Genomic DNA, 21,620 nt, shown 5'->3' with positions numbered 1-21,620 from the left:
TGACACCCGTACCCGCGATGCCTATCGCGCCGCCCATGCCGCCCGTGGCGAGGCCCTTGGCCGTATTTGGACCCGGCTGACGGGGCAGAAATCTTCCGGATGATCGTTGCAAGTGACATCTGGAATAACGAAAGGGCCGGTCGCGATGACCGGCCCTTTTTGTGTATTTAGGCAAAGATCAGACGAAGAACTGTGCGCCGTTCGCCGAAATGGTCGAGCCATTGATGAACTGCGCGTCGTCCGAGGCAAGGAAGGCCACGCAGCGCGCGATTTCTTCCGGCTCACCCAGACGGCCAGCCGGGATTTGTGCGATGATCGATTCGCGCACTTTTTCCGGGACGGCCATGACCATCTCGGTCGCGATGTAGCCGGGGCAAACCGCGTTGGCGGTGATGCCCTTGGCCGCACCTTCTTGGGCCAGCGATTTGATGATACCCAGATCGCCCGCCTTGGTCGCGGCATAGTTCACCTGCGCGAACTGGCCCTTCTGACCGTTGATCGAGCTGATAACGATGATGCGGCCAAAGCCACGCTCACGCATGCCGGGCCAGACCGGGTGCACGGTGTTGAACACGCCGGTCAGGTTGGTGTCGATCACCTGCTGCCACTGTTCCGGGGTCATCTTGTGGAAGGGCGCATCGCGGGTGATGCCCGCGTTGGCGACGACCACGTCGATCGGGCCAAGTTCCTCTTCGACCTTGGCGATACCGGCCTTCGAATCTTCGTAGTCGCCGACATTCCATTTGTAGGTTTTGATGCCGGTTTCCTCGGTGAACTGGGCGGCGGCCTCATTGTTGCCGGCATAGGTGGCGGCGACATTGTAGCCTTCGGCCTTCAGGGCCTTGGAAATGGCCGCGCCGATGCCGCGCGATCCACCGGTGACGAGTGCTGTTCTAGCCATTGGATTCCTCCGATTGATGTATTTCGTTGGTAACTCTGTTAAACTTTTAAAGTAGCGGGCGCAACATTATTACCCACACAAATTGCCGCAGTGCAGAAGTTTTTGTGCCGGTCTTGGCCTCATGCTGCGGTGGACAAGAAAAAAGGGCACCTGATCGGGTGCCCTTTTTGTTGGTTCAGCTACACCCGAGCCTTACGGGCGCTCGATGCACATGGCAACGCCCATGCCGCCACCGATGCAGAGCGTGGCAAGGCCTTTCTTGGCGTCGCGGCGCTGCATTTCAAACAGCAGGGTGTTGAGGATACGCGCACCCGAGGCCCCGATGGGGTGACCGATGGCGATGGCACCGCCGTTGACGTTCACGATGTCCGGGTTCCAGCCCATGTCCTTGTTCACAGCACAGGCTTGGGCGGCGAAGGCTTCATTGGCTTCCACGAGGTCCAGGTCGTCCACCGACCAGCCCGCTTTCTCCAAGGCTTTGCGGCTGGCGTGGATCGGGCCGACGCCCATGATCGACGGGTCCAGACCGGCCGTGGCGTAGGACGCGATGCGCGCCAGCGGGGTGATGCCGCGCTTTTCGGCGTTATCGGCACTCATCAGCAGAACACCAGCGGCCCCGTCGTTCAGGCCCGAGGCGTTGGCCGCGGTGACTGAGCCGTCCTTGGTGAAGGCCGGGCGCATTTTTTGCATGGCTTCGATGACCGCGCCGTGGCGGATGTATTCATCCTTGTCGACCACGATGTCGCCCTTGCGGGTTTTGACGGTGAAGGGGATCACCTCATCGTCGAACTTGCCAGCCTTCTGCGCGGCTTCCGCCTTGTTTTGCGAGGCCAGCGCGAATTCGTCTTGTTGATCGCGGCTAATCTGCCATTTTTCGGCAACGTTTTCAGCGGTTTGGCCCATGTGATAGCCGTTGAAAGCATCCCAGAGGCCATCGCGGATCATCGTGTCGATATACTTCATGTCGCCCATCTTGTGGCCCGCGCGCAGATGTGCGGCGTGGGGGCTGAGCGTCATGTTTTCCTGACCGCCGGCGGCGACGATATCGGCATCGCCCAGTTGGATGTGCTGTGCGCCCAATGCGACCGAGCGCAGGCCCGAGCCACAAACCTGGTTGATGCTCCAGGCGGCGGATTCTTGCGGCAGGCCCGCGTTGATATGGGCTTGCCGTGCCGGGTTTTGGCCTTGGGCGGCGGTCAGAACCTGACCAAGGATGGTTTCGGAAACCTCGCCTTTGTCGATGCCTGCGCGCTCAACCACGGCTTCGAGCATGGCCGCGCCCAGATCATGGGCCGGTGTGTTTGCAAAAGAGCCGCCGAAAGAGCCGACAGCGGTACGCGCTGCGGATGCGATTACTACGTTGGTCATGTGTGTCCTCCACCAGAATTTTGGTCGAGGAACGCCCGGACGTCACAACAAGTGCGGGCCCCAGTATTCCCCGCCGTTCCCGGGCCTAATAGCGCATATGCCGCATTGCGGCAACGGACCACATGTCACAGGTCAGGCGGAGGCTTTCGATAGCTTGGCATCCAGCCAAGGGGGTTCGATCGTGGGGGCACCGAAATAATAGCCCTGCATGCAGTCGATTCCGATGGCCGAAAGATAGGCGGCATCTTGTGGCTGTTCGACGCTTTCGGCGACGGTGACCATATCGAATTGCTCGGCAATGGATTTCAGCGCAGCGGTCAAAACCTGGTTGTCCGGACTGTTTGCGATGCCGCGGATGAACTGCCCGTCAATCTTGAGAATATCGAAGTAAAACTCTTTCAAATAACGGAAAGATGTGTAGCCGGCCCCGAAATCGTCCAGTGCAAAGCTGATGCCCTTTCTTTGCAAGTCGTCCATGAACCCGACCACCAAATCGGGGACGAGCATCGCCGAACTTTCCGTGATCTCGAGGATCAGCCGTTCGGCAATGGTTGGGTCCTGACCCATGCCGTGCTTGAGGATGCGGTTCCAGCGCGGGTAGCCGATGGAGCGTGCCGACATGTTCACTGAAAGGCGCAGATCAGGATACTCCCGCATGGTGCGCAGGCCCTTTTCCAGCGCGAGGCAATCAATCACCCGCCCGGTCTCCATCGTCTCGATCTCGGTTATGAATTCGCGCGCGGGAATCACCCGCCCGGTTTCGTCCATCACCCGAATCAGCCCTTCGTAGAACGCCGGGCGCCCTTCCTGCCCGGTAGGCACCACGGGCTGATAGGCCAGCATGACCTGCTTGTGGCGCACCGCTTGATCCACCATGTCGATCACCGATCGGTCGCGCGCACTGATTGCATAGTTCAGCGGGCTATCATGCCCGGCCGGGATATTCGCCCATTTGCGTTTCTGCCCCATATCTCACCTCCGAATTCACCGCTTCACAGGCTGGGGCAGGGCCGCTAATGAAATGTTAAACGCGGCATTTGTCGCAAATCTGCCCAAGGGCCTTCAAAAAGGGTTAACGCATGGAGCGCTGTGGCTGGGCCGGAGATGATCCGCTGTATCATGCCTATCACGATGACGAGTGGGGCGTGCCCGAGTATGACAGCCGCGCGCTTTGGGAAAAGCTGATCCTGGAAGGGTATCAGGCTGGGCTCAGTTGGATCACCATCCTGCGCAAGCGCGAGAATTTTCGTGAGGCTTTTCAGGGGTTTGATCCGGATGTAATTGCCACATGGGGCGCGGCGGAGATTGAGGAACTGCTGCAAAATCCAGGGATCGTCAGGCACCGCGGGAAGGTCGAGGCGACCCTTGCAAACGCCCGGGTCTGGCAGGAGATCGAGGCCAAAGAGGGCTTTGCCCGCTACCTGTGGTCCTACGTCGATCACCGGCCCATTCAAAACACCTGGAGCCAGCTTTCGCAGGTTCCCGCCCAGACAGAAATTTCTCAAGCAATTTCAAAGGATTTGAAGAAAAGAGGCTTCAAGTTCTGTGGGCCGACGATCACCTACGCCTTCATGCAGGCGGCGGGCATGGTCAATGACCATCTGACCACCTGCCCGTGCCACAAGCCTGTGGCCGAGATGGGCCAAAACTCCGCGTCGGTATAACGTCGGTATTTTGTCGGTATCGCGTCGGTGTGCCGAAAGCGGCGGGAATCTTTTGGAATCTGCCATGAAATCCTATATTGGGCAGCATCTCACCTTATATGAGCGCGAACTGATGTCCGAGACCACCGCCCCGATCACCCAAGACGTGATGACCATTCCCCGCAAGCTGCCCGAGGGGCCGATGAATATCGTCGGTCTGACGCGGGACAAGCTGCGCGAGGTTCTGATCGAGAATGGTACGCCGGAAAAGCAGGCCAAGATGCGGGTCAACCAGATCTGGCAGTGGGTCTATCAGTGGGGCGTGCGCGATTTTGCCGAGATGACGAACCTCTCCAAAGCCTATCGCGCCGAACTTGCCGAGAATTTCGTGATCGAAATTCCCGAGATGGTTAGCCGCCAAGTCAGTGCCGATGGCACCCGCAAGTACCTTGCCCGGATCGCCGGGGGCCATGAGGTTGAGGTGGTCTATATCCCCGAAGCCGATCGTGGCACGCTGTGTATCTCGTCCCAAGTGGGCTGCACCCTGACCTGTTCGTTCTGCCATACCGGCACGCAGAAACTGGTGCGCAACCTGACCGCCGGTGAGATCATTGGCCAAGTGATGATGGCGCGCGACGATCTGGGCGAATGGCCCGAGCCGGGGCAGGGGACGGGCGAAAACGGCCCGCGCCTGTTGTCGAACATCGTGCTGATGGGCATGGGCGAGCCGCTCTATAATTTCGAAAACGTGCGCGACGCGATGAAGATCGCCATGGATGGTGAAGGGATTTCCCTCAGCCGTCGGCGGATCACGCTGTCCACTTCGGGGGTCGTCCCCGAAATCGCCAAGACGGCCGAAGAAATCGGCTGTATGCTGGCGGTCAGCTTTCATGCCACCACCGACGAGGTGCGCGACAAGCTGGTTCCGATCAACAAGAAGTGGAATATTGAGGCGCTTCTGGATGCCTTGCGGGAATATCCCAAGGCGTCGAACTCCGAGCGGATCACCTTTGAATACGTGATGCTCAAGGACGTGAATGACAGTGACGAGGATGCCCGCCGCTTGGTGCAACTGATCAAGGGCATTCCGGCCAAGATCAACCTGATCCCCTTCAACGAATGGCCCGGTGCCCCGCATGAGCGCAGCGATTGGGACCGGATCGAGGCCTTTGCCGATATCGTCTACAAGGCGGGCTACGCCAGCCCCATCCGCACCCCACGCGGCGAGGATATCATGGCCGCCTGCGGGCAGCTCAAATCGGCCAGTGAGCGGGCAAAGAAAAGCCGCCGCCAGATCGAGGCCGAAGCCGGGATCGGCTAGGCCCTGAACTCCGGGTGGTCACGGGCGCAAGCCGCGTTAGACTAAGGGCGAATCCCTTTGTCGAAAGTGCTTTGTGATGCGCGAATTCTCCCCTTTGCCGCGACCCGTGGACGCCAAGGGCCAACCCCGGAAAACTGGTGTCGAGATCGAACTTGGTGGCTTGGGAGAGGCCGAGGTGGCGCAGATCTGCGCCAAGGACCTGGGCGGAGAGGTTTGCCAAATCGACAGCCATATATGGCGTGTAATGGGCAGCCGCATCGGCAAGATCGAGGTTTACCTTGATACCTTCCTGCGCAGTGCCGCAAAAAGCAAACTGCGCGATCTGGCGCTTGATCTGGGGCGCGAGGTGGTGCCGGTCGAAATTGTCACCGAGCCGCTGGATCGCGACGGTTTGCAAAGGCTGGATGGGTTGCGAGACAGCTTGCGCAAGGCGGGGGCCTTGGGCAGTGGCGCGGGCATCGTCTTTGGCTTTGGTGTGCATTTGAACGTGCAGATCGCGTCATACCGCGATGCCGATATCGTCAGGCCCCTCTTGGCCTATGCCCTGATCGAGGATTGGATGCGCAGCGCCAATCCGATTGACGAGTCGCGCCGCCTTCTGCCCTTCACCGACCCGTACCCGACCGAGTTTGTGCGCGACCTGATCGCGCTCAGCCCCGATGCCCCTGTCAGCGAGGTGATGGAGAGCTACCTTCACCACAACCCGACACGCAACAGGGGGCTCGATATGCTGACGATCTTTGCGGAACTCGCGCCTGACAGGGTCGCGGCGGCGGTGTCTGGCAAGGTTTCGGCACGCCCGACGTTCCATTTTCGTCTGCCCGATTGCCTGATCGACGATGCGGGCTGGTCGCTGGTGGATGAATGGCAACGCTGGCTGGTGGTCGAACGCGTGGCGCAGGACGCCGCGCTTTTGGATCAGCTGGGCCGCGCGTGGGAAAAGGACCACGGTGTCGTCACGATCTCGCGGCAAAGCTGGGCGCGGCGCTGTGGAGAGATCCTGCAGGCGGCCGGGGTGGATACATCAGGGGCATGACATGAACAGACCGCTGATAGGAGTCACCACGTCGCGCCGCTCGGGCTGGCGCATCTTTCCGCTTATCGCGTTCAACGTCTGGATGGCGGGGGGACGCGCGGTGCGTTGGGTCGATGGCCGCGAGGCGGAGGTCGACACGGTCGATGCGATTGTCATCGGTGGCGGAGATGACATTTCGCCAGACCTTTACGGTGGCGAACTGGTCCGTTCGGCACGGCTGGACCCGGGGAGAGATGCGCTGGAACGGCGGCTGGTCCTTGAAGCCTTCGAAGCCGGCAAACCCGTTCTGGGCATTTGCCGGGGCAGCCAGATGATCAATGTCGCCCTGGGCGGTAGCCTGCACCAGGACGCCTATGGCATCTACAAGAACAGTGATCGTTTGCGCACCATCCTGCCGCGCAAGGAGGTCAGCATCGAACCCGGCACGCATTTGGCCAGCCTTGTGGGCACCGATCCGATGCGCATCAACGCCCTGCACAGTCAATCGGTTGATCAATTGGGTGACGGGTTGCGCGTTGCCGCGCGCGACCAAGGCGACATGATACAGGCCATCGAACGGGCGCGCCCCCCCTTTGTCTTGGGTGTTCAATGGCACCCCGAGCATTTGTTCTATGCCCACCGCCAACAGGCGCTTTTCAAGGCACTGGTCCGCGCGGCGGCGGATGATCGGGCGATGGCGCCTACCCTCGGTTGAAACCCGCCTGTGGTCATCCCAAAGAATTCCCAAGCGCGTCAGATTCCCGGCAGAATCTTGCCACATCCGTCAACTATCCCTTCCAGCATCACTTATTGTTTAAGGGACGAGAACGATGACCATGATGACGAGTAATCAAGCCTTTGACGATGTCCGCGATTTTGTTCTGCGCGAGCGGCAAATGTGCGTGTCCGACCGGGAATGGAAACACCGCCTGCGCGGCTATGGCTTTGCCATCCGTGACAGCCAAGAGGGGCAGGTTGTGACCTCCTTGGTCAAAGGCAGCGATATCTGCACGCTTGGCGCGGCGGCCTGAGCCCCCACCACAAGACAACACGGCCCAAGGCGATCAGGCCGCCATCCGGATTTCCGGCTTGCAAATCCATGCCCCAGCGTATTCCGTTAGACGGATTACGCGAAAAGAAGGGCGACGGATATGCAAACCAGGATCGGGGTGATCGGCGGCTCGGGCCTATACGAGATTGACGGGCTGACCGATGCCGAATGGGTCAGCGTGGAAACCCCTTGGGGCGATCCGTCGGATCAAATCCTGACCGGCACCCTTGACGGCGTGCCGATGGCCTTTTTGCCCCGCCACGGGCGCGGGCATGTGCATACCCCCACCTCGGTTCCCTATCGCGCCAATATCGACGCGCTGAAACGCCTTGGCGTGACCGATGTGATCAGCGTCAGTGCCTGTGGCTCCTTCCGGCATGAAATGGCGCCGGGGGATTTCGTGATCGTGGATCAGTTCATCGACCGGACCTTTGCCCGTGAGAAATCGTTTTTCGGCCCCGGTTGCGTGGGTCATGTGAGCGTGGCGCATCCCACCTGCCCGCGTCTGGGCGAGGCTTGTGAGGCCTCGGCCAAATCGGCGGGCATCAATGTGCATCGCGGCGGGACATATCTTGCCATGGAAGGCCCGCAGTTTTCGACCTTGGCCGAATCCAAGATGTACCGCGAACACTGGGGCGCGGATGTGATCGGGATGACCAACATGCCCGAGGCCAAACTCGCCCGCGAGGCCGAGCTTTGTTATGCCAGCGTGGCCATGGTCACCGATTACGACAGCTGGCACCCCGACCACGGCGAGGTGGATGTCTCGGACATCATCGCTACCCTGACCGGCAACGCCGCCAAGGCCCGTGCGCTGGTGGCCGGGCTGCCCACGCTTCTGGGTGCCGACCGCGCGCCTTGCCCGCATGGCTGCGACAGGGCACTGGAGTTCGCCATCCTCACCGCCCCGGAAAAACGCGACCCCGCGCTTTTGGCCAAGCTGGATGCGGTGGCGGGGCGGGTCTTGGCCTGACTGGACCCGTGCCGAAAACGCGTCACCATCCGGCAATCCACATCGCGGCCCCTTTTCCCTTTGCCGTGCCGGTCAGGAACCGCGTATGCTGCCGCCAAGATTGATATCAATCAAACCAGAGCATTGCCCGTGACCCCAAACGCACCGACCGCGGCAGCCCTCTGCGGATACCTCATGCTTTGCGCCGGATCGGCCACGGCAGAGCCGGGTAATGATCCAGCCGGAACACGCTGGATGGGTCTGTTCCTCGGGAACATGACGAACAATCGCGCGAATGACCTTCTGCGGCCCGGCGAATACGACTTTGCCGACAATTACTTTGCCGGTGTTTTCTGGGCCTACGACAAACCCTTGGGCACCGGCCGTTGGTCGGTCGGTGGCGAGGTTCAGGTCAACCTGCACTTTGGCGATCAGGCCTTTGTCGAATTCGTCGCGCCGGCCACGCTTCGGTATCATCCCGATCTGCCCTTCGCCCCCGCGCTTGAAAGCCTCGGGTTCGGGCTGGGCCTGTCGCACACCACCAAGGTGCCCGAGGTCGAAGTCAGGGTGCGCGGCGACGCGGCAAGGACCATGGTCTATTGGCTGGCCGAGGCCGCATTCTCGGTCGGCGGCAGGGAGGACGAACTTTTCGTTCGGGTCCACCACCGGTCGGATGCCTTCGGCCTGTTGCGGCCCGATTCAGGCTCCAATGCCTTTGCGCTTGGCTGGCGGCGCGCCTTCTAACGCGTGCTGCCTTTAACCTGACACATCAGATAAAGGCAGGACGCGTGCAACAGTCATATGCTGCGCTGCGGTCGCCCAAAAACCATGACTCAGGTTTTGGGTCGAACGCTTTGGGCCAGCCTTGTCCCCTGCAGCGCAGACTTGCCTCTGAACGCGGCTTGCGTCACATAGGCGCGCGACACGCATTTCATCACGAGGTCCGCCATGCCCGCCAGCACTTCGGTCAAGGATTACATCCGCACCATCGTCGATTTCCCGCACGAAGGGATCATGTTCCGCGATGTCACGACGCTTTTTGCCGACCCGCGCGGCTTTCGCATGGCGATTGACCAGTTGCTGCACCCCTATGCCGGGGTGCGCTTTGACAAGGTCGTGGGGTTGGAGGCGCGCGGCTTTATCCTTGGTGGTGCGGTCGCACACCAATTGTCCGCCGGCTTTGTCCCCATCCGCAAGAAGGGCAAGCTGCCCGGGGCCGTGATTTCCGAGGACTACGAGTTGGAATACGGCGAGGCGGTCGTTGAAATCCATGACGATGCCATTCAACCGGGCGAGAAAGTCCTCGTTGTTGATGACCTGCTGGCCACCGGCGGCACCGCCGAAGCCGGGATCAAGCTGATTGAGCGTTTGGGCGGCGAGATCATCGGCTGCGCCTTTGTCATCGACCTGCCCGATCTGGGCGGCCGCGCGAGGCTTGAGGCGCTGGGCATGGATGTGCATGCGCTCTGCGCCTATGAGGGTGAGTGAGCCTGCGCCTCAATCTTCCTCGGCGTGCCAGTCGTTGATGATTTGCATTGCCTCCTGCGCGGTCTCGACAAAGCGAAACAGCTTGAGATCGTCCTCGGAAATCGTCCCGGCTTCGGCCAGCGCCTCCCAATTGATGATCTTGCGCCAGAAGGGCTCGCCAAACAGCAAGAAGGGCACCGGGTTCATCCGGTCGGTCTGAATGAGCGTCAGCGCCTCAAAGAGCTCGTCCAAAGTGCCGAACCCACCGGGGAAACAGCAGACCGCCTTGGCCCGCATCAGGAAATGCATCTTGCGGATACCAAAGTAGTGGAAGTTGAAGCACAGGCCCGGGGTGACATATTCATTCGGGGCCTGCTCATGCGGCAGTACGATATTCAGGCCAATGGACGAGCCGCCCGCATCATCCGCGCCGCGGTTGCCCGCCTCCATCACCCCCGGCCCACCGCCAGTGGCGATGACGTATTCACGCCCGTAGGTGGCCATGGATTTCATCGTCATCAGCCGGGCAAATTCGCGCGCCTCGTCGTAGAATTTGGATAAATCCGCCAGCGTTTCCGTGCGCGCGCTGTCTTTCTTGGAGGGCTCCGGGATGCGCGCCCCGCCGAACATGACCACCGTGCTCTCGATGCCACGTTCATTGAGGATCATCTCGGGCTTGAGAAGTTCCAGTTGCAGGCGCACGGGGCGCAACTCATCCCGGCACAGAAAATCCGGGTCCGCAAAGGCCAGCCTGTAGGCCGGGGCGCGGGTTTGCGGGGTGTCGGGAATCTGCTCGGCCGTGTTGATATCGGAATGAGCATCGCGAAACTGGCTGTTGCGTTCGTCTTTCATCGCGGGCGCGTCCTTCGTATGGTCCATGCCACAAGGCGTATCGCCTCGGGGCAGAGTTGACCATAGACAAGGAGAGGCAGGATGCCAGCCAAGGATGAGATTTCCGCCGCCCAAAGCCGAATCGCGCCCTTTGTCCGGAGCACGCCGGTCGGGACGGTTCAGGGCTTCGGCTTGGATTTCCCGGTCGAGATGAAGTTCGAGCAGATGCAACATACCGGCAGCTTCAAGGCGCGCGGGGCTTTTAACACGCTGCTAAGCCAACCGGTGCCGGAGGGTGGGGTCGTGGCCGCCTCGGGCGGCAATCACGGCGCGGCGGTGGCCTATGCGGCCGCCACACTCGGCCACCGTGCGCGCATCTATGTTCCAGAAATCGCAGGCCCGGCCAAGATGGAGTTGATCCGCGCCTCGGGGGCCGAATTGCAGGTGGTCAAGGGCGCCTATGCCGAGGCCGCCACCCGCGCCGCCGAATGGCGCGAGGCGACGGGGGCCATGGAAATCCACGCCTATGATGCGCCCGCCACCGTGGCGGGCCAAGGCACATGCATGGCCGAATGGGAGGATCAGGGCCTCAAGGCCGATACCGTGCTGATTGCCGTGGGCGGTGGCGGGTTGATCGCCGGGGCGCTTGGCTGGCTTTCCGGTGCGCGCAAGGTGGTGGCGGTCGAGCCCGAGCGTGCTTGCGCCCTGCACAAGGCGCTGGATACCGGCGCACCCGTGGATGTCGATGTGGCGGGAGTTGCCGCCAATGCGCTTGGCGCGCGGCGTATCGGCCAGATTTGTTTTGATCTGGCCCAAGCGCAAGGGGTGCAAAGCGTCACCGTCCGGGACCGCGACATCACCCTGGCGCAAGAGGCGCTTTGGCGCGAGGCGCGGCAACTGGTGGAACCGGCAGGGGCAACGGCGTTGGCGGCGCTGATGGCGGGGGCCTATGTGCCGGAAGACGGCGAGCGCGTGGCGGTTTTGATTTGCGGCGGCAATATCGCGCCAGATCCGCTGGCGGTTTAACCGATCATTTACCAAGCTGGGGCAGGCTGAGCATATGCCCCGCTTGGACCTATGGATAGATGACGCGACCGATGCCGCCCTGCGGCAGATCGCGGCGCAAGACGGCGGCGATCCGACGTCGCTGATCCGCGATGCGATCCGACGGGATCTGTTTCGCCGAACCCGCGCGAAGAAGGCCGTCAGGCCTGATGAGCGGCTCATCGCGCCCTTGCGGGCGCTCCTCGCAGAGGATTTCGCCTATGCTAGGGATTGGCCGGATTTGCAATCGCGTCTTGCGGCCAAGGGCTACACTCTGCGTGAAGCCGGGGCTGGCCTTGCCCTGCATTGCCGCAAAAGCGGCGAGAAACGCGCCAAGGCCTCGGACCTCGGCTATAGCTATTCACGCCTCATGCGCCGCTTTCACGCGCCGTTCCCCGGCCATAGCCACGCCTATCTTTTCAATCGTGTGAGATAGGCTTTGCCGCCTTTGACGCGCGCCGCGTCGCATTGCACCCCGCGCCCCGGCCCCTTATAGGCCATGCAAAGCCAAACAACCCGACCCGAGGGAGAGAGACGCCATGTCCAATGCACAGCTTGAAACCGCCATCGAATCCGCATGGGAAATCCGTGACACCATCACGCCCAGCACCGGCGGTGAAACCCGCGATGCCATCGAAGACACCCTGAACGCCCTGGATAGTGGCAAACTGCGCGTCGCCGAGCGTCAGGAAAACGGCGATTGGCATGTCAACCAATGGGCCAAGAAGGCCGTGCTTCTGGGCTTCCGCATCAAGGATATGGAACTGCAAGACGGCGGCCCGCAGGGTGCCGGCTGGTGGGACAAGGTCGATAGCAAGTTCAAAGGCTGGGGCGATAGCGAATGGAAAGCCGCAGGCTTCCGCGCCGTGCCCAACTGCGTGGTGCGCAAATCGGCCTATATCGCCCCAGGCGTCGTTCTGATGCCCAGCTTCGTGAACCTCGGCGCCTATGTGGATGAGGGCACCATGGTCGACACTTGGGCGACCGTCGGTTCTTGTGCGCAGATCGGCAAGAACGTCCACCTGTCGGGCGGCGTCGGCATCGGTGGTGTGTTGGAGCCGATGCAGGCCGGCCCGACAATCATCGAGGACAACTGCTTTATCGGTGCGCGTTCGGAAGTGGTCGAAGGCTGCATCGTGCGCGAAGGTTCGGTCCTTGGCATGGGCGTATATATCGGCAAATCCACCAAGATCGTCGACCGCGAAACCGGCGAGGTCTTCATGGGCGAAGTGCCGCCCTATTCGGTTGTCGTCTCCGGCTCCATGCCGACCAAGAACAACCTCAACCTCTATTGCGCGGTGATCGTGAAGCGGGTGGACGAACAGACCCGCTCGAAAACCGGCATCAACGAGTTGCTGCGCGACTGATCCAGCTTGAATTGAAAACAGGGCGCGTTCCGCTGGGTGCGGGGCGCGCCCTTTGCAGTGCACCGGCCTCTTTTGGCCTCTGATGGGAACTTGCCAAGCGGCTGGCGGTTAATCCATTGCATGACCCAATTGGCCCCATTGACAGACCAAGCCGCCCCATGATCGGCACGCTTTCCACCCCCGTGTTGCTGCTTGCCTTCGGCGTGGCCGGTGCTGTCGTCGTCATCGCTTCGGTCCGGGCGACAGCCTTGGCCGATATGCTGGCCGATCGCACCCGTCTGGGCGAGGCGCTGGCCGGCGGCGTCATCCTGGGGGGTGCAACCTCGTTGTCCGGTATCATCGTCTCAATCTCTGGCGCATGGTCCGGAGATGCCAGTTTTGCCTTTTCCAATGCCATCGGCGGAATCGCGGCGCAAACGCTGTTTCTGGCCATCGCCGATGTGCTGCACCGCAAGGCGAACCTCGAACACTCTGCCGCACAGCCCGAAAATCTCGTGCAGGCGGTTATGCTGATCATCCTGCTCAGCGTGACCTTGCTTGGCATTTTCGGGCCCGATGCTGCGGTGCTCGGAATCCACCCGGTTTCGGTCGTGCTGTTCCTTGCCTATCTGACGGGCCTGCGCATCTCCGCCCATGTCAGCGAAAGCCCGATGTGGACGCCGGTGCAGACCCATGAAACCCGCCGCGATGAACCGGAAGATGCAGAAGAACCGAACCGCTCGGCCAAGGCCCCGGCGCTGGCCTTCTTGGGCCTTGTCACCCTGCTGGGCCTCTGCGGGCTGATCATCGGTCAGGCCGGGGGCGAATTCATCGCCCGCTTCGGGCTGGGCTCATCGCTGGTGGGGGCCTTGATCACCGCCGTGGTCACGTCCCTGCCCGAGCTGGTGACGACACTGGCGGCCGTGCGCCGTGGGGCACTGCAACTGGCGGTGGGTGGCATCATCGGCGGCAATACCTTCGATACCTTGTTTCTCATCTTTGCCGATGCGGCCTATCGCGAAGGCTCGCTTTATCATGCCTTGACGCGAGATGACGTCTACTGGCTTGCAACCGGGCTGGTGATGACCGCGGTTCTGCTGGCCGGGCTGGTTTTTCGGCAAAAGCACGGGCCGGGTCGCATCGGGCTTGATGGTGTCTTGATGATCGTGGTCTATGCCTGCGCTGTCGTGGTGCAAGTGATCAGCGGTTAGCGGGCTGTTTCAGCCCTTCTTGGGCCGCTCCCCCACCGGGCCGCCCGCTTTCTTCCACCCCGAGAACCCGTCGTCGATGTGGCTGACTCCCTCCAGCCCCATGTCCTGGGCCACCCGTGCCGACAGGGCCGAACGCCAGCCTGACGCGCAGTAGAACACGAAACGGCCACCGTTTTGAAACTGCGGCTTGGCATAGGGGCTTTCCGGGTCGATCCAGAATTCCAGCATCCCGCGCGGGCAATGGAAGGCGCCGGGGATCATGCCCTCGCGTTCCAACTCGCGCGGGTCGCGCAGATCGACGAATGTCACCCCCTCTTGGCCATGCAAGGGGAGCATTTCGGAGGCCGGGGCGTGATCCACCACGGCGTTGGCTTCGGCCACCATGTCACTTGCGCGTTTCATGCACTGTTCCTTCCTTGTCGTCCTGTCGTGGGTACACTAGACCCTCGCCCAATGTATTGAAAGCCAGGCAGGCGGCCGGGATGAATTGATGCCCGGCACACGGAGCTTGGATTGACGGCGCAGGGTGCAAGGGGTAGGGCGCGACAGGCGAAACATGCGGCGGGGGCCGGTATGACGAAGACATCAGACAAACCGTCGAAACAGCAGGTCTATACCCTACTCGTTCAGGTGGGCCGCAAGGACGGCGACGGCCTGCCGAAAAAGGCCACTGGTGCCGCGCTCATGGTTTATGCCAGTGGCGTGGACGAGGCCGAGGCGGTGCGCGAAACCGTGGCCATCCTCAAACAGGCGGATATGGCCCCCCTCGATGTCAGCGGCTACGGCACCTTGGCCGAACGCGAGGCCGAAGGCCACGACATCAATGATGAAGAGCGCGCCCTGATGCAGCGCGCGCTGGAGGAAAACGCCGTGATCGTGGCGCAGGTGACCCCATTCTACGACTGACCCGGCGCGGCTCAGGCTGCCCGGTTCATCGCCAGCGTGATCGCCTCGAAGGGTTTGAGAATCGGCCAGACCGGTTTTGCGTGCTCGGGTAGCCGTGACCGGTCAAAGGGCGCCAGAACGCTGCGCGCAAGCGCCTCGGGCCTGCGGCGTAACCGGCCGACATAAAGGCTTTCGAGCGGACAGCCGGCGGCCATGACAACCTCATGCCCCGGAAGCAGCAGGTGGTGATACGTCACGAAATCCGGGCCGTCCCCGTGCAGGGCCGATACCCCGTTCACCAAATGCTGGGCCGGCACCAGAACAGCCTCGCGGCCAAACAGATATTCCACTTCGCTCCCGCCGATCACCAGACGCTGTTGCGGGGCGACAAGGATATCGCGGCGCAGGCCGAAGTAAGGTGCCCGCAGGTGGACCGGCCTGAGGTTGCCCTTGGCCGGAACGACACGTTTGACCACCTGAAGCACCGGGACAACCTCACCGTCGTGGGTCACCACCAGATCGCCGCGTTTCACGTCCCTCACGGGGACGTCGCCTTGTGGGGTCGCGATGGGTACGGCCCCGGTCAGGCCCGGCATGGGGCCTACTGGTTCAACACTTTCGGATAGGGCAAAGAAAAGAACATCGCGGTCAACGGTCCGCCGCCTCGGGTCGGTCGAAATGATCTGCGCATCCGACATCAAGAGCGGGTGCGGGGAATGCGGTTCAGCGAATACAGGCGTATCGGCCTCGGGCCGTTCGACACTCAATTGTGCCCATCGCGCCGGGGCGTCCCACGCATAAGTCAGCCGCAAGACATCCAACCGTCCATCCGGCTCGAGCGGCAAGGTCACGTGCCGCATGTCGTCACCCTGCGCTTCGACAAGAACGATACCGCCATCCGGCAAGGCCTGAAGCGTGAAGCTGCCGGGCCAGGGGTGCGAGCGATTGAAGGCCAAAAGGGTTTGCGGTCGCCCTTCCGGCGACAGGCGCGTTTCCAGCAAGAGCGTGCCGCGCGGCATCAGCATGTCGCTTGGGATCGGTGCGGTCTGTTGTTGGCGGCTGGTCAGGCCTTGGCCCGCGAAACACCCGCCGGCGTGGTCCGATATGCCGATCCAGGCCAAGGTCAGGCCGCTCTTTCTTGTTCGCGCATGAGCAACCTTGCCTCATAGGGTTTCAGGCAAGGGCGCGCCGCCGGTCCGTAACCTGCGCCGGTGGATGGGTCGATTTCTGGGAAGAGAGCGTAGATTTCCGCGACGATCTCCGCCTCGAAACTCTTGGTGATCTGCGGGCCGGGCAGGAAACTTTCGGTTTCCAGCCCCTCGGAATAGACAACCTGATGCTCGTCAAAGAGGATATGCACGTAGGTGACCATGCCCCCCTCCATGCGCCGTACGCTCAGATCGTTGATCAGGTCGCGCGCCGCAACCAGAACCTCCGGCTCGCCGAACAGAATCTCCGACAGGCTGTCGCGTATCAACACCCGGTGCAGCGGCGACAAAAGCAAGGCACGGTGCCGCCCGAATGTATTGGCGGCAATCCGGATCGGCGCATATTGCCCGGTTGCCGAAACCTCTCGGCGTCCCGCCCATCGCACCGGTTGCACGCCATTGTCCTGCGTGATCACAAGATCGCCGGCCTGCAACTGTTCGACCGGCATATCGCCCTGCGGCGTCTTGATCATCGTCCCGGCCACGAAGCAGGGCACCTGATCGACATTTACGAAACCGACATCGTTCTGGCCGGTGCTGCTGGTGACTTCGTAGTTGAAGCTGAAACTTTCCTCGTCACTGTCGGCGACAATGTCGATCGTGCCATCGGCGTTCAGTTGGATTTGCTGGCCCGAATTGAGCGTCACGATATCGCCCGCGACCACCGCTTGACCGTTGATCTGGGTGATCGAAAGCGTCCCGCCGGTGTTGTTCACGTCGTTTGACAGAATGTCTAGGGTGCGGCTGTCATCCGGGTCCACGCGGATGTTGTCATCATTGGCGACAAGCGTCGTTTGCACGCTGTCGGCGGCGATGATCAGCGTCGAGTCATAGTTGCTGTCGGTGACATCGGCGATCCCGATCCGGATCGAATTCACCTCTCCGGCATTGACCGGGATGGTCAGGGTCAGCGTCGCGGTGAAGCCATCCATCTCGGTGTTGTACTGGCTGTCAGTGTTGTCGATGAACAGGTTTTCGGCGGAGCCGCCATTCAGGTTGTTGGGGTCGATGTCACCATCGCCCACGGACATCTCGACCTGCGTGCCGTTGATCCAGACGCCAACAAAGTCCTGAAAAGCCCCGTTGGCATATTCAGGGTATTCCTCCGAGGCGAAAACGAATTGCATCGTCATCACGTCGCCCGTGGGAATGAAATCCACATCCAGAAACGAGGCGTCGTAGGTATTGGCACCCGCCGCCGCGTTGAAATCGGCGTTGTTGTTGGGGCCGCTGGAATTGGTGGTGGTGCTGCTGGACTGGTTGGCGTCCTGATTCCACCACGCGTTGCCGCTGCTGTTGGTAAAGCCCCGCAAATCCCCGGTAGAAAACATCACGCCTGTATCGCTGGGCGTGACACCCGGGGCGATGCTGTCGCCATCCGTGTAAATCCCCGAGGAATCCCTGTCCCCGGTATAGGAGGCACTGACAATTGTCGTGCCTTCGCCGAAAATCGTCTCGGCCATTTCGACCGCAGACGCATTGTCGTCAATCGGGATTTCGACCCCTTGAACCATAACTCTGCCCCACCTCACATCCAAGGTCAGCGCAGCGTTACAAAGCCTTGCAGACATAGGGCATCAGGGCCCTTGCCGCGTTATTTTCTTGGATGGACTGCTCGGTCCATGGGCGTTTCGCCCGGCTTTGTTTTGCCCTGCCTCGGGTTTTATTGAAGTCAATCCTATCAAGAACACGAAAACAAGTTAAGAAAAATCAGCATCTTGAATGGGTGGTCGTAAGGTCACAGGTTTGCGCGTGGCCGCATTCCGCGCTAGGCCAAGGCAGCACGTCAAAGGAAAGAAGCCCCATGCCGCACAGCCCCGTCGATCCCATCGCCCTGACAGCCGATCTCGTTCGCTGCCCATCCGTCACCCCCGAGGAAGGTGGCGCATTGGTGTTGCTTGAAAAACTGCTGACCGATGCGGGTTTCGACTGCACCCGCGTCGACCGTGGCGGTGTCAGCAACCTGTTCGCCCGCTGGGGGGACAAGGATGCGGCGCGCACCTTCGGGTTCAACGGCCACACCGATGTGGTCCCCTTGGGTGATGAGGCGGCCTGGACCATGCCGCCCTTCGGGGCAGAGCAAAAGGATGGCTTTCTTTGGGGGCGCGGGGCGACCGATATGAAATCGGGCGTCGCGGCATACGTCGCCGCCGCGATTGATTTCGTGCACACGACCCCACCCAAGAATGGCGCGCTGATCCTGACCATCACCGGCGACGAAGAAGGCGATGCCGTGGATGGCACCGCGGCCCTGCTGGACTGGATGCAGGAAAATGGCGAGGCGATGGACCATTGCCTTGTGGGCGAACCCACCTGCCCCGATGAACTGGGCCAGATGATCAAGATCGGGCGGCGCGGCTCGCTCACCGCTTGGATCACCCTCACGGGTGAACAGGGTCACGCCGCCTATCCGCACCGCGCCAACAATCCGCTGCCCGCCATGGCGCGGTTGATCGACAGGCTATCGAGCCACGAGTTGGACCAAGGCACCGAGCATTTCGATGCCTCGACCCTTGCCGCCGTCACCATCGACACCGGCAACCCGGCGACCAACGTCATCCCCGCGCAATGTCGCGCCACGGTCAATATCCGCTTCAACGACGCCCATAGTGGCGCCAGCCTGACAGACTGGCTGCAATACGAACTGGACCGCGTGACGCAGGAATTTGGCGTCAAGGCCGAGATGGAGGTGAAGATATCCGGCGAAAGTTTCCTGACCCCGCCGGGCGACCTGTCCGATCTGGTCAGCAAGGCGGTGCAGGCCGAAACCAACATGACGCCGGAACTCTCCACCACGGGGGGCACCTCGGACGCGCGCTTTATCAAGGATCACTGCCCGGTGGTGGAGTTCGGCCTTGTCGGCAAAACCATGCATCAGGTGGACGAACGGGTTGAGGTCGCCCTGATCCCGCGCCTCAAAACCATCTATGGCCGTATCCTGCGGGATTATTTCGCATGACGCTTGCTGTGGCCCTGACCGATGATCTGGCCACCTGCTTTGCCCTGCGCCGGACGGTCTTTATCGACGAACAGGGGGTTTCGGAAGCCGAGGAAATGGATGGTCGGGACGGTGAAGCACATCACCTTCTTGCCACGCTGGAGGGCAAACCCGTGGGCTGTGCGCGCATCCTTTTCAAAGGCGAGACCGGCAAAATCGGCCGCGTTTGCGTTCTCAAGCAAGGGCGGGGCAGGGGCATCGGTGCGGCGCTGGTCAAGGCCTGCGTCGATCACATCGCCACGCTGCCGGGCATGACCCGCGCCGAACTGGGCGCGCAAACCCGCGCGATCGGCTTTTACGAGGGCCTGGGGTTCACCGCCTACGGCCCGGAATACGACGACGCGGGCATCCCCCACCGCGATATGGAGCGCGCCCTGTGATCCGCCCGCGCCTTGTGGTCATGGTGAAAGAGCCGCACCCGGGCCGCGTCAAAACCCGGTTGGGGCGCGAGATCGGTATGACCCGCGCCGCATGGTGGTTTCGCCACCAGACAAAACGCCTGTTGCGGCGGCTGGACGATCCGCGCTGGGATCTCACCCTTGCGGTGTCGCCGGACCACGAAGGCCTGCAAAGCCGCATCTGGCCCGCGCATCTGCCGCGCGTGGCGCAGGGGCGCGGCGATCTGGGCGACCGCATGGGCCGCTTGCTGCGCGGCCTGCCGCGCGGGCCGGTCTGTATCGTGGGCGGCGATATTCCCGGCATCACGCCCGCCCATATCGCCCGCGCCTTTGCCGCGCTGGGCAATCACGAGGCGGTTTTGGGCCCCGCGCCGGATGGTGGATATTGGCTGGTGGGAATGAAGCGCGTGGCCCCGCCACCTGCCACCCTCTTTCAAGGCGTGCGATGGTCCAGCGAACACACGCTCTCAGACACGCTTGACACCCTGCCGGGCCTGCGCGTGGCTTTGGTCGATACCCTCAACGATGTGGATGAGGCGGCGGATTTGTAAAAGGCATCCTGCGCCAAGCCCGCTCAGCGCAGCTTTGGCACCCCACCGGGCAGGGTCTCACGCTCCACCACGCCGGCCCGCAGGCTGCGCCCGATACGATGCGCCAGCGCCGACCACGCGGCGGCCTTGCCCGGCTCCAACTCGCGCCGCAGGGTCGCGTCAAACAGATCAAGCCATGTTGAAAACATTCCCGGCTTGACGTTTCCGGCCTTCACATGGGCCGCCATGGGGCTTCCGTCATAGCTGCGTTCATGCAGGATGGAATTGGCCCAGAAATCGGCCACCTTGGCCTCATGCGCGGGCCAGTCGCTGACATGCACGGCAAAGACCGGCCCAAGGCCGGGGTGTTCGCGAATGGTGGCATAGAATTCGGCCACGACCCGCTCGATCTCGGGGCGGGTGATGTCGAACCGGGGGGGCAGGGCGTTGCTCATAGGCCAAGAGATGCGTCAGCGCCTGAGCGGTTTCAAGGCCAATCCCTAAAGCGTTCCGCCTTTCACTCTCGACATCAGCCAAAGGCGGAACGCGTGCAACGAGTGAACGCGTTATTCGTCATAAAGCCGGTTTTCGTCATTGTTCTTCAAATGCGCGGCCATCTCATCATAGCTGACGGACAGTTCCCCATGGGCGATCAAGGCCTCGGCATAGGTGGGCAACCCTTCCGGCTTGGGGTGCTGATCGCTCTGCCAGAGGCGCGAGCGGATGATTGATTTGCCACAATGATAAAACGCCTCTTCCACCCGGACGATCACGGCAAAATCCGGCACCCGGCCCTTGATGGCGCATTGGTCAAGCACGTCGCGGTCGCGCACCACCCAAGCCGCCCCATTGACGCGCAGAACCTCGTTGCGGTGAGGCACCAGAAAAACCAGGCCCACGCGCCCCGTTTCAAGGATATTGCGAAACCCGTCATAGCGGTGATTGCCGGGGCGGTCGGGGATGGCCAGCGTATGCCGGTCCAGCACCTTAACAAAGCCCGCCGGGTCGCCCTTGGGCGAGACATCCACATTCCCCGCCTTGTCCACGGTGGCCATGGTCAGGAAGGTCGCCTTTTCGATCCAAGCGCGGCAAAGATCATCGATATGGTCAAGGAACTTCCTGATCTGGCTGTCATAGGGTTGCCGCATGTCGGCGTAGATTTCATCGACCGAGGTGATCACGTGTTTCGGGGTGTACATGGGGCCTCCTGCTTGGTGCGTGGCGCAAGGGTAGCATGGAACGCAACCATGACGCGCGATGAAGTATCATGCCGCCATGCGCTTCAACGGCCTGCGCGGGTGCCGAAATCTTCAAAAGATTTCGGTCCGCTTTCTTTTGAAGAAAGCGGTGCCGCCCCCCTCTGGACGCTGCGCCAACTGGGGCGTATAACGCGCCCCATGATGACCCGCTTCGCCATCATCATTCGAATTACCTGCCCGGCGCTCTGAGTG

The 21,620-nt window shown here is 61.8% G+C and carries 26 protein-coding genes; 17 read left to right on the top strand and 9 right to left on the bottom strand.

The features are described 5' to 3' along the window. Window positions 1-178 precede the first annotated feature (178 nt). From phbB to QZ498_RS01765, 3 genes are all read right to left on the bottom strand, one after another. The gene (gene phbB, locus QZ498_RS01775) at window positions 179-901 is read right to left on the bottom strand and encodes an acetoacetyl-CoA reductase (RefSeq protein ID WP_294619612.1); all 723 of its coding nucleotides are present in this window, start codon (window positions 899-901) and stop codon (window positions 179-181) included. A gap of 192 nt (window positions 902-1,093) precedes the next feature. Beyond that, on the bottom strand, window positions 1,094-2,269 hold the full coding sequence (locus tag QZ498_RS01770; RefSeq protein ID WP_294619610.1) for an acetyl-CoA C-acetyltransferase: 1,176 nt from the start codon (window positions 2,267-2,269) through the stop codon (window positions 1,094-1,096). A 132-nt stretch (window positions 2,270-2,401) separates the two neighbouring features. Beyond that, window positions 2,402-3,238: an EAL domain-containing protein gene (locus QZ498_RS01765; protein WP_294619608.1), complete on the bottom strand. Its 837-nt coding sequence runs from the start codon at window positions 3,236-3,238 to the stop codon at window positions 2,402-2,404. 110 nt (window positions 3,239-3,348) lie between these two features. Here QZ498_RS01765 and QZ498_RS01760 point away from each other — a divergent pair, with 110 nt between their 5' ends. The 8 genes from QZ498_RS01760 to QZ498_RS01725 all read left to right on the top strand — a co-directional run bounded on the left by QZ498_RS01760 (window position 3,349) and on the right by QZ498_RS01725 (window position 9,739). Then, window positions 3,349-3,933 carry a DNA-3-methyladenine glycosylase I gene (locus QZ498_RS01760; RefSeq protein WP_294619606.1) on the top strand — a complete coding sequence of 195 codons (585 nt, stop codon included), beginning with the start codon at window positions 3,349-3,351 and terminating at the stop codon, window positions 3,931-3,933. Between the two features lie 112 nt (window positions 3,934-4,045). Beyond that, window positions 4,046-5,233: a 23S rRNA (adenine(2503)-C(2))-methyltransferase RlmN gene (gene rlmN, locus QZ498_RS01755; RefSeq protein ID WP_294619704.1), complete on the top strand. Its 1,188-nt coding sequence runs from the start codon at window positions 4,046-4,048 to the stop codon at window positions 5,231-5,233. Between the two features lie 76 nt (window positions 5,234-5,309). Further along, window positions 5,310-6,269, top strand: a complete 960-nt coding sequence (locus tag QZ498_RS01750) for an amidoligase family protein (RefSeq protein WP_294619604.1) — start codon at window positions 5,310-5,312, stop codon at window positions 6,267-6,269. 1 nt (window position 6,270) lies between these two features. After that, window positions 6,271-6,963, top strand: coding sequence for a gamma-glutamyl-gamma-aminobutyrate hydrolase family protein (locus QZ498_RS01745; protein WP_294619602.1), 693 nt, complete (start codon window positions 6,271-6,273; stop codon window positions 6,961-6,963). Window positions 6,964-7,078: 115 nt separating this feature from the next. Next, window positions 7,079-7,279, top strand: coding sequence for a hypothetical protein (locus tag QZ498_RS01740; RefSeq protein WP_367117610.1), 201 nt, complete (start codon window positions 7,079-7,081; stop codon window positions 7,277-7,279). A gap of 120 nt (window positions 7,280-7,399) precedes the next feature. Next, a complete protein-coding gene (locus tag QZ498_RS01735) occupies window positions 7,400-8,272 on the top strand; it encodes an S-methyl-5'-thioadenosine phosphorylase (RefSeq protein ID WP_294619599.1) in 873 nt (290 codons plus the stop codon). A 174-nt stretch (window positions 8,273-8,446) separates the two neighbouring features. Next, a complete protein-coding gene (locus tag QZ498_RS01730; RefSeq protein ID WP_294619597.1) occupies window positions 8,447-8,995 on the top strand; it encodes a hypothetical protein in 549 nt (182 codons plus the stop codon). 204 nt (window positions 8,996-9,199) lie between these two features. Then, window positions 9,200-9,739: an adenine phosphoribosyltransferase gene (locus QZ498_RS01725; protein ID WP_294619595.1), complete on the top strand. Its 540-nt coding sequence runs from the start codon at window positions 9,200-9,202 to the stop codon at window positions 9,737-9,739. A 9-nt stretch (window positions 9,740-9,748) separates the two neighbouring features. On the opposite strand, the gene QZ498_RS01720 is transcribed toward QZ498_RS01725, so the two are convergent. Further along, window positions 9,749-10,570, bottom strand: coding sequence for a TIGR00730 family Rossman fold protein (locus QZ498_RS01720; RefSeq protein ID WP_294619593.1), 822 nt, complete (start codon window positions 10,568-10,570; stop codon window positions 9,749-9,751). 81 nt (window positions 10,571-10,651) lie between these two features. Between QZ498_RS01720 and QZ498_RS01715 the strand changes: the two genes are divergently transcribed. The 4 genes from QZ498_RS01715 to QZ498_RS01700 all read left to right on the top strand — a co-directional run bounded on the left by QZ498_RS01715 (window position 10,652) and on the right by QZ498_RS01700 (window position 14,150). Further along, entirely contained in the window at window positions 10,652-11,575 is a 924-nt protein-coding gene (locus QZ498_RS01715) for a threonine/serine dehydratase (protein WP_294619591.1), read from the top strand. Between the two features lie 34 nt (window positions 11,576-11,609). Further along, window positions 11,610-12,029: a hypothetical protein gene (locus QZ498_RS01710; protein WP_294619589.1), complete on the top strand. Its 420-nt coding sequence runs from the start codon at window positions 11,610-11,612 to the stop codon at window positions 12,027-12,029. A 103-nt stretch (window positions 12,030-12,132) separates the two neighbouring features. Then, a complete protein-coding gene (dapD, locus tag QZ498_RS01705; RefSeq protein WP_294619586.1) occupies window positions 12,133-12,960 on the top strand; it encodes a 2,3,4,5-tetrahydropyridine-2,6-dicarboxylate N-succinyltransferase in 828 nt (275 codons plus the stop codon). A 158-nt stretch (window positions 12,961-13,118) separates the two neighbouring features. After that, window positions 13,119-14,150, top strand: a complete 1,032-nt coding sequence (locus QZ498_RS01700; protein ID WP_294619584.1) for a sodium:calcium antiporter — start codon at window positions 13,119-13,121, stop codon at window positions 14,148-14,150. A gap of 9 nt (window positions 14,151-14,159) precedes the next feature. On the opposite strand, the gene QZ498_RS01695 is transcribed toward QZ498_RS01700, so the two are convergent. Then, complete coding sequence (locus tag QZ498_RS01695; protein WP_294619582.1) at window positions 14,160-14,552, bottom strand: rhodanese-like domain-containing protein; 393 nt, start codon at window positions 14,550-14,552, stop codon at window positions 14,160-14,162. A 171-nt stretch (window positions 14,553-14,723) separates the two neighbouring features. Between QZ498_RS01695 and QZ498_RS01690 the strand changes: the two genes are divergently transcribed. Beyond that, window positions 14,724-15,056 carry a hypothetical protein gene (locus QZ498_RS01690; protein WP_294619580.1) on the top strand — a complete coding sequence of 111 codons (333 nt, stop codon included), beginning with the start codon at window positions 14,724-14,726 and terminating at the stop codon, window positions 15,054-15,056. 11 nt (window positions 15,057-15,067) lie between these two features. On the opposite strand, the gene QZ498_RS01685 is transcribed toward QZ498_RS01690, so the two are convergent. Then, the gene (locus QZ498_RS01685) at window positions 15,068-16,156 is read right to left on the bottom strand and encodes a Hint domain-containing protein (RefSeq protein ID WP_294619579.1); all 1,089 of its coding nucleotides are present in this window, start codon (window positions 16,154-16,156) and stop codon (window positions 15,068-15,070) included. Between the two features lie 2 nt (window positions 16,157-16,158). Beyond that, window positions 16,159-17,757, bottom strand: coding sequence for a Hint domain-containing protein (locus tag QZ498_RS01680; protein WP_294619578.1), 1,599 nt, complete (start codon window positions 17,755-17,757; stop codon window positions 16,159-16,161). A gap of 290 nt (window positions 17,758-18,047) precedes the next feature. On the opposite strand from QZ498_RS01680, the gene dapE reads away from it, so the two are divergent. Genes dapE through QZ498_RS01665 form a run of 3 tightly spaced genes read left to right on the top strand, consistent with a single transcriptional unit; the run spans window position 18,048 to window position 20,190 of the window. After that, window positions 18,048-19,202, top strand: coding sequence for a succinyl-diaminopimelate desuccinylase (gene dapE, locus QZ498_RS01675; protein ID WP_294619576.1), 1,155 nt, complete (start codon window positions 18,048-18,050; stop codon window positions 19,200-19,202). Then, window positions 19,199-19,621, top strand: a complete 423-nt coding sequence (locus QZ498_RS01670; protein ID WP_294619574.1) for a GNAT family N-acetyltransferase — start codon at window positions 19,199-19,201, stop codon at window positions 19,619-19,621. Before dapE ends, QZ498_RS01670 begins: the two co-directional genes overlap by 4 nt. Continuing rightward, window positions 19,621-20,190 carry a TIGR04282 family arsenosugar biosynthesis glycosyltransferase gene (locus QZ498_RS01665; RefSeq protein ID WP_294619700.1) on the top strand — a complete coding sequence of 190 codons (570 nt, stop codon included), beginning with the start codon at window positions 19,621-19,623 and terminating at the stop codon, window positions 20,188-20,190. Before QZ498_RS01670 ends, QZ498_RS01665 begins: the two co-directional genes overlap by 1 nt. Window positions 20,191-20,213: 23 nt before the next feature. Here QZ498_RS01665 and QZ498_RS01660 read toward each other — a convergent pair whose 3' ends face one another. Together QZ498_RS01660 and QZ498_RS01655 are read right to left on the bottom strand one after the other, a co-directional pair. Continuing rightward, on the bottom strand, window positions 20,214-20,624 hold the full coding sequence (locus QZ498_RS01660) for a group III truncated hemoglobin (protein ID WP_294619572.1): 411 nt from the start codon (window positions 20,622-20,624) through the stop codon (window positions 20,214-20,216). A gap of 111 nt (window positions 20,625-20,735) precedes the next feature. Beyond that, entirely contained in the window at window positions 20,736-21,368 is a 633-nt protein-coding gene (locus tag QZ498_RS01655; RefSeq protein ID WP_294619570.1) for an MSMEG_1061 family FMN-dependent PPOX-type flavoprotein, read from the bottom strand. Between the two features lie 48 nt (window positions 21,369-21,416). Between QZ498_RS01655 and QZ498_RS01650 the strand changes: the two genes are divergently transcribed. After that, the gene (locus QZ498_RS01650; RefSeq protein ID WP_294619568.1) at window positions 21,417-21,617 is read left to right on the top strand and encodes a hypothetical protein; all 201 of its coding nucleotides are present in this window, start codon (window positions 21,417-21,419) and stop codon (window positions 21,615-21,617) included. The last annotated feature ends 3 nt before the right edge of the window (window positions 21,618-21,620 follow it).

Source organism: uncultured Roseovarius sp., assembly GCF_913057115.1.
GTDB lineage: Bacteria > Pseudomonadota > Alphaproteobacteria > Rhodobacterales > Rhodobacteraceae > Roseovarius.
The sequence above is the reverse complement of the archived record's forward strand: the minus strand, read 5'-3'. Positions and strand labels throughout refer to the sequence as shown.